The following is a 13,742-nucleotide window of genomic DNA, read 5'->3' on the forward strand; positions in this document are numbered from 1 at the left end:
GGGTTGAACGCTGGGGGCGGGGGGTTGCTCGGGGGGTTCGGGTGCGGCGGCTGCGTGGCTGGGCGCGCAGTTCCCCGCGCCCCTGGGGGGTGCGGACGGGACCACGATGCGGGTCTGGGAGGGGACGCCGCCCCTGCGGGCGGTCAGTGCGCCGGGGCCGGTGACCAGGGAGGTCAGGCGGCCGTCGGGGGTGGTCTCGGCCCAGACCGGCTCCGCGCCCTGCGCGAACTGCACCAGGTAGAGCTCGCGCTGTCGCCGCACGCCCCGTACCGCGCCGTGGCGCTCCCGCAGGGCGTCGACCGTCGCCTGCAGCCGCTCCAGCGGCACCCGCCGCAGCAGCTCCGGGCTGAACAGCTCCGGGTCCAGCTGTTCCGCCGTGAAGGCGGTGACCAGGGCCTGCGGCACCGGATCGGCCGGAACGTTGCGGCGCAGCTGGGCCAGCAGGGGGGAGAGGAGTCGGTCGCGGGTGCTCAAGTGATCCTCTTTCTACGGTCGTGCTATCACCGTAGGTAACGAGTGGGGTACGGAGCGGGAGCGACGCTGGTTGCGGCTTGCGATCTTTTGACGGGAAGGGGTTCCGGAACAGAGGGGGAGTCCGTACGCTCGCGCCAATCGGCCGGATACCAGTGAGTAGTAGGGGTGCGACACATGTCGTCAGCAGGGACAACGGAGGTCCCGACGGGGCTGCGCCGCGCGCGGATCGCCCTGCTGGTGAGCTATCTGGCGCAGGGGGCGGTGTTCGCGCTCCTGGTCACCCGCATCCCCTCGATCCAGACCCAGTACGGGATCAGCGACAACCTGCTGCCGGTGTTCCTCGCCGCGGTGCCGATCCTGGCCGGTGTCGGCTCCATCTCCATGGAGTGGGTGGTCAAGAGGACCTCGCCGCGGGCCGTGCTGCGGATCGTCCAGCCGCTGGTCTGCCTGACCCTGCTGGGCGTCGGCGCGGGCGACAACATGGCCGAGGCCGCCGTCGCGCTGGGCGCCTTCGGGCTGATGGTCGGCGGCCTGGACGCCAGCCAGGCGATGTCGGCGGTGGCGCTGCAGCACCGCTACGGCCGCAGCATCATGCAGGGCTTCTACGCCTCCTACAGCCTGGGCGGCATCATCGGCGCCCTGCTGGCCGCGACCGGCTTCACCCAACTGTCGCTGTTCGGCACCACCACCGCCCTGGCGATCCCGGTCGTGGTGGTCGCCAGCGTCTGGTACGCGGGGCCGCACGAGCTCGGCCACGCCGTGGAGGAGGCCGCCGCGGCCGCCGCGCGGTCCATCCCCTGGAAGCCGCTGCTGCCGCTCTGCCTGGCCATGTGCGTGGCGTACATCGCCGACGCGACGGTCTCCAACTGGAGCGCCAAGTACATGCAGGACCTGCTGCACACCTCCAAGCACATGTACGCGATCCCGTACGCCGCCTACATGGTGGTGATGCTGCTCGGCCGGACCTTCGGCGACGGACGGGTGCAGCGCTGGGGCAGCGTCCGCACGGTCAGCCTCGGCGCGATCGTCTGCGCCGTCGGCTTCGGCCTGGTCTCCGTCGCCCCCGAGCAGTGGACCGCGGTGGTGGCCTTCGCCGTCGTCGGCCTGGGGGTCAGCGTGGTGGTGCCGCAGGTCTTCGCGGCCGGCGGGCGGCTGTTCCCGGGCGCCTCCGACGCGGCCGTGGCACGGATCAACATCTTCAACTACGTGGGCTTCCTGGTCGGCTCGCCGCTGGTCGGCGGTATCGCGGTCGGACTGAACTACCGCTGGGCGATGCTGGTGCCGATGGTGCTGGTGCTGCTGATCCTGCTGGTCGCCAAGTCGTTCGGGGCACCGGCCGTGCAGCTCGCGGAGGCCGATACCGTGGCGGTATGACCCTGCACCAGCCTCCGCCGCAGCGCACCCTGGACCTCTTCTGGGACGACGACGTCACCCGCTACGACTTCGGTCCCGGCCACCCGATGGACCCGGTCCGGCTGGCGCTGACGATGTCGCTGGTGCGGGCCTTCGGGCTGGACCGGCTGCCCAATGTCACCGTGCGCTCGGCCCCGGCCGCCGGGGACTCCACGCTGGCGCTGGTGCACGACCCCGGCTATGTCGCCGCGGTGCGCGAGGTGGCCGGGAGCGGGGTGCCGGACCTGTCGCGCGGGCTCGGCACCGAGGACAACCCGGCGTTCGCGGCCATGCACGAGGCCTCCGCGCTGATCGCGGGGCAGTCGGTGGCCGGCGCCGAGGCGGTGTGGGAGAAGGGCGGACGGGCCGTCAACTTCGCCGGCGGGCTGCACCATGCCATGGCCGGCAAGGCGTCCGGCTTCTGCGTCTACAACGACGCCGCCCTCGCCGTCGCCCGGCTGCTGGAGCTGGGCGCCGAGCGGGTCGCCTACGTGGACGTGGACGTGCACCACGGCGACGGCGTGCAGCAGGCCTTCTGGAACGATCCGCGGGTGCTGACCATCTCGCTGCATGAGCATCCGCGGACCCTGTTCCCGCAGACCGGCTGGGCCGAGGAGACCGGCGGCCCGGAGGCCGAGGGCACGGCCGTCAACCTGCCGCTGCCGGCCGGCACCGGTGACTCCGGCTGGCTGCGGGCCTTCCACGCCGTGGTGCCCGGACTGCTCGCCGCCTTCCGGCCGCAGGCCCTGGTCACCCAGCACGGCGCGGACACCCATGTGGAGGACCCGCTGGCGCATCTGGCCGTCAGCCTGGACGCCCAGCGGGTGGTGGCGGCAGCTCTGGCCGGGCTGGCCGACGAGCACGCCGGCGGGCGCTGGCTGGCGCTGGGCGGCGGCGGTTACGCGGTGGCGGACGTCGTGCCCCGCTCCTGGACCCATCTGGTGGCCATCGCCGCCGGGCACCCCCTCGCGCCGGAGCAGGAGACCCCGGAGGAGTGGCGTGCCGAAGTGATGCGCCGCACCCGGCAGCACGCCCCGCAGCGGATGACCGACGGCATGGCGGCCACCTGGAAGGACTTCGACGGCGGCTACGACCCTGCCGACCGCCTGGACCAGGCCGTGCTGGCGACCCGCAGGGCGGTCTTCCCGCACCACGGGCTGCTGCCCTGACTCTCCCGGGCCGGCCTGAGGGTCTGTCACCGGCCGCTCCCCGCTGGAACACTGGTGCCGTGATCAAAGCCGAGGAGCTCCACGCCCATCTGCTGGACAGCCGGATCGCCGGGGAGGTCGCCACCCCCAGGGAGGACAACCTCAGCAAGTACGCCCGCTTCGCCCGCCGCGACCCGTGGGTGCTGCTGGGCCTGGACCCCGAGGGCGAGTGGACCCAGGACGAGGTGCTGGCGCTGATGGCGCGTCGGGCCGGGGTCTCGCCCGACCGGAACCACCGGCAGGGCCAGGACACCATCGACCCGCAGTTGACCATCGACGCCCTGGACGCCGTCGCCGTCGTGGTGGCCCGCACCGCCGAGCGCGGCGGCTCGGTCCTGATGGGCACCGGGCACCCCGGGCAGCTCATCGGGTTCCACTCGGCGCTCGGGGATGCGCTGGAGGCCGCCGGATGCGCTGTGCTCACTCCGGCGCACGGACGTGACTTCCTGATGCACTCGGTACACGGCGAGCGCTCCTGTTCGCTCGACTACGTGCAGCGGGTGGGAGTCGTGAGGGTGTATGAAGGAGCACCCCCGAGTGGAGTGTCGCCCTCCGCAGCAGTGCCCGCGGAAGGCGGTGCCGCCACCCGGGGCGAGCTCTCCGACCCCGTCCACACCCACTCGCCGCAGCCGGTCAGGATCGCCCTGGCCGCACTCGCCGAGGCTGGTCAGCCCCGTCCTGACCTGCTGCTCGGGGACCACGGCTGGGCCTGCGGGGCCGGCCGGCTCGGGGTCACCTCGATCGGCCTGGCGGACTCCAACGACCCGGGGGTGTTCGTCGCCGAGGCGGAGGGGATGGTCGCGGCGGCGGTTCCGCTCGACGACGGTGTGCGACCGGACTGCTACGAACTGCTGAGCGCCTACGTACTGCAACAGGCTGGTATGTCTCGGTAATCTCGGGCCCCTCCCCCCTCTTCCCACTGGTACCACCCGCACCTACTCTGGGTATACGCGTGTGCTGGCTGGAGTCACCGGAGGGGAAGCCGGTGCCCGTCACACGGATAAGGGTCGGTGTTGTCATGGCGTCTGGAGAGCGGCCTCTGAACGAGGTCAACTTCCTCACCGTGGCGGAAGTCGCCTCGGTGATGCGAGTGTCGAAGATGACCGTGTACCGCCTGGTGCACAGCAGCGAGCTGCCTGCGATCCGCGTAGGCCGCTCCTTCCGGGTTCCGGAGCAGGCGGTCCACGACTACCTTCGCGAGTCCTACGTGGGACGGGAGACCGCGTAGGAGCGAGTCGGCCATCCGGTCGGAGCGCCAGGCAGGAGCATGCGAGCCAGAGAAGCATGCGATACAGAAGCACAGCGCAGCGCCAACGACAGCCCGGCCAGGGGCTCCTGCCCCTGGCCGGGCTGCTGCCCGGGAGCCGGATTACGTCCTGGGGCGAGGTTTCGGTACGCTGGTGGCTTACGTCAGTCGTTTGGACCCAGGTCCCGCTCCGCGGGCATGTCCAGCCCGCTTCTGCGGGTTTTGTCCAGTGAGTGAGGGTTTCTATGGGCTCCGTCATCAAGAAGCGTCGCAAGCGTATGGCCAAGAAGAAGCACCGCAAGCTTCTCAAGCGCACGCGCGTCCAGCGTCGCAACAAGAAGTAGGCCCACAGGGTCTCGCCCGGCCTCCGGGTTCCGCTGCTGCCCGTTCCGACATCCGTCGGGGCGGGCAGCGGCGTTGTTGCGCGAGGTGTCGACATTGCCAGGTAACAGGCGACAGGTAGTCTCCACAGGGAGAGGTCGCCCAGGGGGAGTCGGGGACCTCCGCGCCTGAGGCGGGAAGGGACTGTCCGTTGGGTAAGGTCGTGCTCGTCACCGGAGTGGCCCGGCACCTGGGGAGCCGCTACGTCCAGGCGATCCGCCGGCAGCCGGGCGTGGACCTGGTCGTCGGCGTCGATCTGCAGCCCTCGGCGCACGACCTGGACGGGACCACCGATCCGGACCGGCTCGCGGACCTGGCCGAGTACCGGTTCGTCCGGGCCGACATCCGCCGCCCGACCGTGGCCGGGGTGATCGCCCAGTACGGCGTGGACACCGTGGTGCACCTCAACGTCAGCACCACCGCCCTGGGTTCGACCAGCCGGTCGACGGTCAAGGAGACCAACGTCATCGGCACCATGCAGCTGCTCGCCGCGGCGCAGAAGGCGGCCGGTGTGCAGCGGCTCGTGGTCAAGTCCACGACCAGCGTGTACGGCTCCGCGCCGCGCGACCCGGCGGTGTTCAGCGAGCAGATGCAGCCCAAGGTGCTGCCCAGCGGCGGCTTCGCCAAGGACGCCGTCGAGGTCGAGGGCTACGTCCGCGGCTTCGCCCGGCGCCGCCCCGACGTCGCGGTGTGCGTGCTGCGCTTCGCCAACATCATCGGACCGCACGCGGACACCCCGCTCGCCGACTACTTCGCGCTGCCGGTGCTGCCGACCGTGCTCGGCTACGACCCCAGGCTGCAGTTCGTCCACGAGGACGACGCGGTGGAGGTGCTGCGGCTGGCCTCGGTGGACCCCCGGCGCGGAACCACCAACGTGGGCACCTTCAACGTCGCCGGCGAGGGCGTGATGGTGCTCTCGCAGGCCGCCCGGCGGCTCGGCCGGCCCACGGTGCCGATGCTGCTGCCCGCGGTCAGCTGGATGGCCGGACTGGCCCGGCAGACCAGGCTGCTGGACTTCTCGCCGGAACAGATGCGGCTGCTCACCCACGGACGGGTGGTCGACACCACCCAGCTCCGGGAGACGTTCGGCTACCACCCCGGCTACACCACCGAGCAGGCGCTGGCCGATGTGGCCGGCAGCGGCAGGCCGGGGCTGCTGCGCCCGGAGCAGGTGGCCGGTTGGACTTCGAAGGTGGCCGCGCAGCTGCGGGTCACCGCGCTGCCTGACGGCGGAGGGAAAAGGCGATGAGCTCGGCAAGGGAGCAGGCCGGCACGGCGGGCGGGCCCGCGGGCGACGGCGAGGCGCGGGCCAAGGTCATCCCCATCGGCACCGGGCGCGGCTCACGGGCCGGTCGGGACGGCCGCGGTGCGCGCGGCGGCCGGGCCGCACAGCGGCGTACCGAGGAACTGGCGGACCCGACGGTCCTGGCCGGGGCGGAACCCGGGACGGAGTCAGGGCTGGAGTCCGGGCCGGAGCCTGTGCCGGCGCCCGGGACCGAGCCGGCCGGGGCCGGGACGGGACCTGAGCCCGTGTCGGAGCCCGCCGGAGCGCCGCCGGAGCGGGCGCCCGGGCGCGGTGTCGCGGACTCGGTGGCCGACGCGGTCGGCCACGCCCTGGCCGGGCCGCTGGGCGGCCTCGCCGGGCGGCTGCTCGGCCGGGGCTGGGAGGAGCGGGCCGCCGGCGGCCTCGGCTTCCTGCGCCGCAGGCTCACCGGGGAGTACGAGGTCGACGAGTTCGGCTTCGACCCCGAGCTCACCGAGAAGGTGCTGCTGAGTGCGGTGCGCCCGCTGGCGGAGAAGTACTTCCGGCTGGAGGTGCGCGGCGCCGAGAACCTGCCCGAGAAGGGCGGTGCGCTGGTCGTCGCCAACCACTCCGGGGTGCTGCCCCTGGACGCGCTGATGACCCAGGTCGCCATCCACGACCACACCCCGACCCACCGTCACCTGCGGATGCTCGCCGCCGACCTGGTGTTCGTGCTGCCCGGCGTCAACGAGCTGGCCCGCAAGGCCGGGCACACCCTGGCCTGCAACGAGGACGCGCAGCGGCTGCTGGAGCTGGGCGAGATCGTGGGCGTCTGGCCGGAGGGCTTCAAGGGGATCGGCAAGCCCTTCGCCGACCGGTACAAGCTGCAGCGCTTCGGACGCGGCGGTTTCGTCTCCTCGGCGCTGCGGGCCGGGGTCCCGATCGTGCCCTGCTCGATCGTGGGCGCGGAGGAGATCTATCCGATGATCGGCAACGCCAGGACGCTGGCCCGGCTGCTCGGGCTGCCCTACGTGCCGATCACGCCCACCTTCCCCTGGCTGGGCCCGCTGGGCGCGGTGCCGCTGCCGACCAAGTGGACCATCCAGTTCGGCGAGCCGATCCCGACCGACAGCTATCCGCCGGAGGCGGCGGACGACCCGATGCTGCTGTTCAACCTCACCGACGAGGTCCGCGAGACGGTGCAGCACACCCTCTACAAGCTGCTGGTGCAGCGGCGTTCGGTGTTCTTCTAGCAGGGTTCCACCAGCAGGACGGGATTGGTTCGGGGCCCGCAGCCTTCCTGGCTGCGGGCCCCGAAGCACTCCTGCTGTCGCTCAGCTGAGGCCGATGCCGATGCTCGGCAGCAGCCCGGGGATCAGCGGGGGCACGGTCACGCCGTTGCCCGCCGGGCTGGCCGAGGCGCTGCCGGTGGCCGCGGCCGAACTCGTCGCCGAGGGGGTGGCCGACGGGGTGCTGCCGTTGAGCAGACCACCCGTCAGGTTCTGCACCAGACCGCCGCTGCTGCCGGTGCCGGAGGTGGTGCTGCCGGTCGGGGTCGCACTGCTGCCGGTGCCGCTGGTGCTGCCGGTCCCGGAGACGGTGGCACCGCTCGGCGCGGCGCTGCTGCCCGGGGAGCCGCTGTCGCCGGCCCTCGGCGTCGCGCCGGTACCGGTGCCGCCGCTCGGCAGGGCCGCGGTACCGTCGCTGCCACCCGGCGTCGGCAGGAGCTGCTGCAGCGGGGCGATGTCCTGGCTTATTCCGTCGAGCAGGCTCTGCACCTGACCGGTGGGCCCGGCGAGTTGGCCGCCGAGCCGGGGCTCGATCGCGTGCAGGCGCTGCTGCTGCGAGTCGGCGAACGAGGCCAACTGCTGCAGCGGGGCCATGGTGTGGTCCTGCCGATAGACGGCCTTGAGCAGCTCGCGGCCCTGGCTGCCCTCGCTGTTCATGTCGGTGAGGGCCCGGGAGACCTCGTCCGCGAGGTGCGGGCTGAGGCTCTCGCCCTCGCTCTGGTGCGCCATCAGCTGCTGCGCCTCGGACATCCGGTTGGACGCCTGGTCCAGCAGCAGCCGCCCGCGGGCGGCGTCGGAGCCGGCGAAGTCCAGCTGCCAGTTCTCCAGACCGCGCTTCATCCCGTAGAGCGAGTCGCCGGGCAGGGCCGAGGAGCTCGCCGCGGCGACCCCGCCGAGCGCGCCCACGGCGACCCCGGCGGCCAGTCCGCCGTACGCCAGCCGGCGGCCCCAGCGCGAGCCGGGACGGAACCTGCGGGCGGCCTCGGTGGCCCGGTGCGCGCCCCTGCGCTGGCCGGGGACGGCGGCACCGCCGCCACCGGCGAAGGCCCGCTCGAACTCGGCCATCAGCAGGGCGCGCTGGGTCGACTTCACGGTGGGGTCGAGAGCCGGCGGCGGCAGGGCGCCCAGTGCGTCCACGGCCGCCAGTAGTTCGGTGAACTGACCCTCGCCGGCCGGTTCCTGGTGCGGCGCCCCGATGGGAACCGCGGTGCCGGGGCGGTCCTCCACAGCGTCGGCGAAGGCTCTCGCCCTGCGGTGCTCGAGCACGTTGGCTGTCATGGGCAGCACCTCCTCTCGTCGTTGTCGACAACTCGGCCGACCGGACGGTTGCGCAGTCGTGCCTGGGACCACCCCAAAGGGTGACGCAGGGATCCGGAGGTCCCGGAGCGCTCCGCCGGGGGACCTGAAGGTCCTTGCACCGTGCGCAACGAGCGGAGGGGACGCTCGGTTACGCTTCCGCGATCATGCCCTGCGGCGAAGAAGTGACGGATCATCTGTTCTGAGCGGCTATCTCGCGTCGCTGGGCAGCAGCCGGGCCAGTGTACGCACGGCACGGTACTGGAGGGTCTTGATCGCGCCCTCGTTCTTGCCCATGATCCGTGCGGTCTCCGCCACCGACAGGCCCTGCAGGAAGCGCAGCCGCACGCACTCCCGCTGCTGCGGGTTCAGCCGGTGCACGGCCTCCAGCAGCGCGGCGTTGGACAGCGACTCCAGCACCGAGTCCTCCGGGCTGCGCTCGCACTCGTTGGAGTCGAGCATCTCGCCGGTGGTCACCTCCAGCCGGAAGCGGCTGGACTTGAAGTGGTCGGCGACCAGGTTGCGGGCGATGGTGACCAGCCAGGCGCCGAAGTCCCGGCCCTGCCAGGTGAAGGTGCCGATCGTGCGGGTGCGCAGGGCGACCGAGGTGCGCTGCGGCGTGGCCTGGCGGTAGGGCGGACCGTCGGCACCACCGACACCGGCGACGGAGAGGGCGGTGAAGGGACCGAAGTGCTGCTCGCGTACCAGGGTGCGCAGCAGCTCCAGGCCCCCGCCGGCGGGGGCCAGGGAGGATGCAGGCGCGTCGTTCCGGACGTGTGGGTACACGGGACTCCCAGAGGCAGAACTGTTGCAGATCTAGTTGTTGCAGCGCACGCCGTGGTGTGCGGCGAACAGTGCGGCCCGCTCGCCCAGCGTGGGACACATGGGCTCCGGCGTGCGTTTGACGAGGATAACGCTTCGTGCAACAACGGCTACACCGTGTTGCTGAATTTGCCGCTTCAGTCACATCTGTTACAGCTTGATGACACAATGTGATCGGCGATGTCGAGCGGGATCGCTAGGACTTTGTCCGATTTTGACCGGATGTCAGCGGGGGGCGAACGTAAGACGCCCGTTTCCCTGGGAGCGCGTCAACCAACCCATGAATTTTCGAGTGGGTCGGTCGATCAGAAGTGGTCAGCCGGACGGACCTGGTCAGCGCTGCCGGTTGCGGTGCAGCGCCACCGCGGCGGCGGTGCCGCCGGCGGCCGCGCCGATCCCGACCGCGGCCGGGATGCCGATCCTGGCGGCCTTCCGCCCGGTGCGGAAGTCCCGCACCCGCCAGCCCTGTTCGCGGGCGTGCCGGCGCAACTCGGCGTCCGGGTTGATCACGTAGGGGTGCCCGACCAGCGACAGCATCGGGATGTCGTTGGCGGAGTCGCTGTAGGCCGCGCAGCGCGCCAGGTCCAGGCCCTCGCGCGCGGCCAGGGCCTTCACCGCCTCGGCCTTGGCCGGGCCGTGCAGGGTCTCGCCGACCAGCCGCCCGGTGTAGATCCCGCCCAGCGCCTCGGCGACGGTGCCCAGCGCCCCGGTCATCCCGAGCCTGGCCGCGATCACCCGGGCCGCCTCCTGCGGTGCGGCGGTGACCAGCCAGACCCGCTGGCCCGCCTCCAGGTGCATCCGCACCAGCGCGCGGGTGCCGGGCCAGATCTTCTCGGCGATGTACTCCTCGAAGATCTCCTCGCAGATCCGCTCCAGGTCGTCGACCCGGTGGCCCTGGACGATCGACAGCGCGCTCTCCTTGGCGTCCGCCATGTGCCCGGCGTTCTCGGCCCCGTGCAGCCGGAAGTAGGCCTGCTGCCAGGCGAAGCGCAGCAGCTCGCGGTGGCTGAAGAACTTCCGCTTGTAGAGGCCGCGGCCCAGGTAGAAGATGGCCGCGCCCTGGACGATGGTGTTGTCGCAGTCGAAGAAGGCGGCGCCGTGCGGGTCCTGGACCGGTGCCGGCTGCTCGGGCGTCCCGGCTGCCGCGGTCGGTCCGGCCGCGGCGTCGGCCGCCTCCGCGGCGGCGGTACCCGCCAGCACGGTGGAGGAACGCTTCTCCTGTGGGAGCCTTCGCAGCCTGGGCATATGGCGAGCATAGCCAGCGAACCGTTGCGGGCCGGTATCGACAGGAAGGCAGAATGGTGGGCGTGAGTCCTCTGCTGCGTCGCGAGCCCCGCAAGAGTCCCGCCGATCATCTGGTCACGCTGATCGGCAAACCCGACTGCCATCTCTGCGAGGAGGCACGGGCGGTGGTGCTCGGGCTCGCGGAGGAACTGGGCTTCACCTGGGAGGAGCTGGACATCAACCAGGACGCCGAACTGCACCGGAAGTACTGGGAGCAGATTCCGGTGACCCTGATCGACGGCCGCCAGCACGACTTCTGGAAGGTGGACGAGACCCGGCTGCGCCGGGCGCTCGGCGGATAACCGCCCCGGGGCCCGCGGCCCGGCCGGTCGGCGGCTTGGGCGATCCGAGGTCGGTGTGCTTACCATCTACCGGTTTGCGCCGGGGGGCGGAGGACACCGCAGGGTGCGGTTCCCGGATCCCGAGGAGGTGGCCGCATGGTGTGCGTGATGCGCGTCACTCGGTGGGGACAAAACGGACACTATCTTTGTGCACACGTTCACAAACGCATAGCCTGTCGTTCGCAGCCAAGCTGCACCCAGCTTCTCCGCACGGCCACCGCTCGTCCACAGCTCGCCACAGGTGCCACTCCACCGTGTCGCAGCTGCGGGCGTACCGGGGGTCGTTCACCGGAGAATTGGAGTATCCACAGGAGCACCGTGGCAACTGGACGTCCCACCCCAGCCACTCCGTCCTCGGGAGACGCCCCCAGGCGCACTCGCGGACGGGGCATTCCCGATGCGACGGTCGCGCGGCTGCCGCTCTACCTGCGTGCCCTGACCGCGCTCTCGGAGCGCTCGGTGCCGACCGTCTCCTCCGAGGAGCTCGCCGCCGCCGCCGGGGTCAACTCGGCCAAGCTGCGCAAGGACTTCTCGTACCTCGGCTCCTACGGCACCCGTGGTGTCGGCTACGACGTCGAGTACCTCGTCTACCAGATCTCCCGCGAGCTGGGTCTGACCCAGGACTGGCCGGTCGTCATCGTCGGCATCGGGAACCTGGGCCACGCGCTGGCCAACTACGGCGGGTTCGCCTCCCGCGGCTTCCGGGTCGCGGCACTGCTGGACGCCGATCCGGCGCTGGCCGGGCAGACCGCCGCCGGGCTGCCGGTGCGCCACATGGACGAGTTGGAGGAGATCATCCGGGCGGAGCACGTCTCCATCGGAGTGATCACCACCCCGCCCGGCGCGGCCCAGCAGGTCTGCGACCGGCTGGTGGCGGCCGGGGTCACCAGCATCCTCAACTTCGCCCCCACGGTGCTCTCGGTGCCGGACGGGGTCGATGTGCGCAAGGTCGATCTGTCGATAGAGCTTCAGATCCTGGCCTTCCACGAACAGCGAAAGTCCGGTGAGGACCACCTCACGGACGAGCCGCCCGCAGTAGTGTCACGTGCTGGGGCCGGTGCGTCCGGTGGGGCCAAGGCTGTTGCGGCCGCCGCCGCCCGTGCCGTCTCCCGCCGCGCTCGGGGGAAGGCGGCCCCGCCCGCCTCAGCCCCGTCCGCCGCCGCCCCGGCGACGGACCGCGGCGAGGACGGCGAGCTGCCGGCGGTGATGCCGGCGTGAACAGCGTGAACTCGAGTCGTGCCGGTGCAAGCTGTGCCTATTCGCGAGGGGAGGCAGTGGTATGAGCCTGCTGGTACTGGGCCTCAGCCATCGCACGGCGCCGGTCGGGCTGCTGGAGCGGGCCTCGCTCACCGGCGACGCCCCGCAGCGGCTGCTGCACGCCGCCGCCGCGGCCGTGCCGGTCGGTGAGGCGGCGCTGGTCGCCACCTGCAACCGGATCGAGCTGTACGCGGACGTGGACAAGTTCCACGCCGGCGTCGCCGACCTGTCCGTGCTGCTGGCCGAGCACAGCGGGGTCGACCTGGAGGAGCTCACCACGCACCTCTACGTCCACTACGAGGACCGCGCCGTGCACCATCTGTTCTCGGTGGCGTGCGGGCTGGACTCGATGGTGGTCGGCGAGGGGCAGATCCTCGGCCAGCTGCGCGACGCGCTGTCGCTGGCGCAGGACCAGCACACCGCCGGGCGCGGCCTCAACGAGCTGTTCCAGCAGGCACTGCGGGTGGGCAAGCGGGCACACAGCGAGACCGACATCGACAAGGCCGGCCAGTCCCTGGTCACCTTCGGCCTGGAGCGGATCGCCGAGGTGTCCGGACCGGTCGCGGGGCTGCGCGCGCTGGTGGTCGGTGCCGGGTCGATGAGCTCGCTGGCGGCGGCGACGCTGGCCCGCGCCGGTGTCACCGAACTGGTCATCGCCAATCGCACGCCCGAACGGGCCGAGCGGCTGGCCGCGACACTGGGTGCCCGTACCGTCGCCTTCGGTGACGTACCGGCCGCGATGGCCGAGGCGGACCTGGTGATCTCCTGTACCGGGGCGGCCGGAATCGTCCTCGGAGCCGAGGAGATCGCGGCCGCCGCCGCGAAGAGGTCGGCGCGGACACCACTGGCGCTGCTGGACCTGGCGCTGCCGCGGGACGTCTCCGCCGAGGCGCACCGGATCGACGGGGTCCACCTGGTGGACCTGGAGACCCTGGCCGAGGCCGCGCAGAGCACCGCGGCCGGCGCGCTGGACGTGGACGCGGTCCGCCGCATCGTCGGCGCCGAGGTCGACGCCTTCGGCGCGGCCCAGCGCGCGGCGGCGATCACCCCGACCGTGGTGGCGCTCCGGGCGATGGCCTCCGAGGTGGTCGGCTCCGAGCTGGAGCGGCTGGACGGCCGGCTGCCCGAACTCGACGGCCGGGCCCGGGCCGAGATCGCCCAGACGGTCCGGCGGGTCGTGGACAAGCTGCTGCACTCGCCGACCGTGCGGGTCAAGCAGCTCGCCGGGGAACCCGGCGGAGCCTCCTACGCCGAGGCGCTGCGCGAGCTGTTCGACCTCGACCCGGCCGCGGTCCAGGCCGTCGCGGGCGCACCCGCCCGGGTGCCGCTGCAGGCGGCCGTGGGCGGTGACTCGGCATGACGGAGCGTCAGCAGCCGGGCGGCGCACGCCCGTCGGCCGCAGGTAAGAGTACGTCCGGAGACCTGCCCAGCACGCTAGCAGTGACCCCGGAGCGCCCCCTCGGCGGGGGTGCCGCCACCACCGTCGCCACCACCGCCGGAAACAACCGC

The 13,742-nt window shown here is 72.1% G+C and carries 12 protein-coding genes and 2 pseudogenes; 10 read left to right on the forward strand and 4 right to left on the reverse strand.

Annotated elements, in window-relative coordinates; translation table 11 throughout:
• Window positions 1-474, reverse strand: a pseudogene (locus tag IF29_RS42440) (hypothetical protein); the annotation flags it as partial.
• 174 nt (window positions 475-648) lie between these two features.
• On the opposite strand from IF29_RS42440, the gene IF29_RS0128975 reads away from it, so the two are divergent.
• From IF29_RS0128975 to IF29_RS0129005, 7 genes are all read left to right on the forward strand, one after another.
• Window positions 649-1,848, forward strand: a complete 1,200-nt coding sequence (locus IF29_RS0128975) for an MFS transporter (RefSeq protein WP_063757638.1) — start codon at window positions 649-651, stop codon at window positions 1,846-1,848.
• Window positions 1,845-3,035, forward strand: a complete 1,191-nt coding sequence (locus IF29_RS0128980; RefSeq protein WP_051726160.1) for an acetoin utilization protein AcuC — start codon at window positions 1,845-1,847, stop codon at window positions 3,033-3,035. Before IF29_RS0128975 ends, IF29_RS0128980 begins: the two co-directional genes overlap by 4 nt.
• Before the next feature lie 59 nt (window positions 3,036-3,094).
• Complete coding sequence (locus tag IF29_RS0128985; protein ID WP_030261032.1) at window positions 3,095-3,967, forward strand: phosphatase; 873 nt, start codon at window positions 3,095-3,097, stop codon at window positions 3,965-3,967.
• A gap of 125 nt (window positions 3,968-4,092) precedes the next feature.
• The gene (locus IF29_RS0128990; protein WP_030261033.1) at window positions 4,093-4,302 is read left to right on the forward strand and encodes a helix-turn-helix domain-containing protein; all 210 of its coding nucleotides are present in this window, start codon (window positions 4,093-4,095) and stop codon (window positions 4,300-4,302) included.
• Window positions 4,303-4,565: 263 nt separating this feature from the next.
• On the forward strand, window positions 4,566-4,664 hold the full coding sequence (locus IF29_RS45325) for a 30S ribosomal protein bS22 (protein WP_003948845.1): 99 nt from the start codon (window positions 4,566-4,568) through the stop codon (window positions 4,662-4,664).
• Between the two features lie 188 nt (window positions 4,665-4,852).
• Window positions 4,853-5,950 (forward strand): NAD-dependent epimerase/dehydratase family protein, encoded by a 1,098-nt coding sequence (locus tag IF29_RS0129000; protein ID WP_030261036.1) that lies wholly within the window; start codon window positions 4,853-4,855, stop codon window positions 5,948-5,950.
• Window positions 5,947-7,197, forward strand: a complete 1,251-nt coding sequence (locus IF29_RS0129005) for a 1-acyl-sn-glycerol-3-phosphate acyltransferase (RefSeq protein ID WP_051726161.1) — start codon at window positions 5,947-5,949, stop codon at window positions 7,195-7,197. The genes IF29_RS0129000 and IF29_RS0129005 overlap by 4 nt, the downstream gene beginning before the upstream one ends.
• Before the next feature lie 81 nt (window positions 7,198-7,278).
• Here IF29_RS0129005 and IF29_RS0129010 read toward each other — a convergent pair whose 3' ends face one another.
• The 3 genes and pseudogenes from IF29_RS0129010 to IF29_RS0129020 all read right to left on the reverse strand — a co-directional run bounded on the left by IF29_RS0129010 (window position 7,279) and on the right by IF29_RS0129020 (window position 10,596).
• Window positions 7,279-8,511: a DUF5667 domain-containing protein gene (locus IF29_RS0129010; RefSeq protein ID WP_030261041.1), complete on the reverse strand. Its 1,233-nt coding sequence runs from the start codon at window positions 8,509-8,511 to the stop codon at window positions 7,279-7,281.
• 228 nt (window positions 8,512-8,739) lie between these two features.
• A pseudogene (locus IF29_RS0129015) lies at window positions 8,740-9,117 on the reverse strand (sigma-70 family RNA polymerase sigma factor); the annotation flags it as partial.
• 567 nt (window positions 9,118-9,684) lie between these two features.
• Entirely contained in the window at window positions 9,685-10,596 is a 912-nt protein-coding gene (locus tag IF29_RS0129020; RefSeq protein ID WP_030261046.1) for an HAD family hydrolase, read from the reverse strand.
• 53 nt (window positions 10,597-10,649) lie between these two features.
• Between IF29_RS0129020 and IF29_RS0129025 the strand changes: the two genes are divergently transcribed.
• From IF29_RS0129025 to IF29_RS0129035, 3 genes are all read left to right on the forward strand, one after another.
• Entirely contained in the window at window positions 10,650-10,937 is a 288-nt protein-coding gene (locus IF29_RS0129025; RefSeq protein ID WP_030261049.1) for a glutaredoxin family protein, read from the forward strand.
• A 357-nt stretch (window positions 10,938-11,294) separates the two neighbouring features.
• Complete coding sequence (locus tag IF29_RS0129030) at window positions 11,295-12,194, forward strand: redox-sensing transcriptional repressor Rex (protein WP_030261052.1); 900 nt, start codon at window positions 11,295-11,297, stop codon at window positions 12,192-12,194.
• A 61-nt stretch (window positions 12,195-12,255) separates the two neighbouring features.
• Window positions 12,256-13,593, forward strand: coding sequence for a glutamyl-tRNA reductase (locus tag IF29_RS0129035; RefSeq protein WP_030261054.1), 1,338 nt, complete (start codon window positions 12,256-12,258; stop codon window positions 13,591-13,593).
• The last annotated feature ends 149 nt before the right edge of the window (window positions 13,594-13,742 follow it).

This window comes from Streptacidiphilus jeojiense (assembly GCF_000719095.1).
Lineage (GTDB): Bacteria > Actinomycetota > Actinomycetes > Streptomycetales > Streptomycetaceae > Streptacidiphilus > Streptacidiphilus jeojiensis.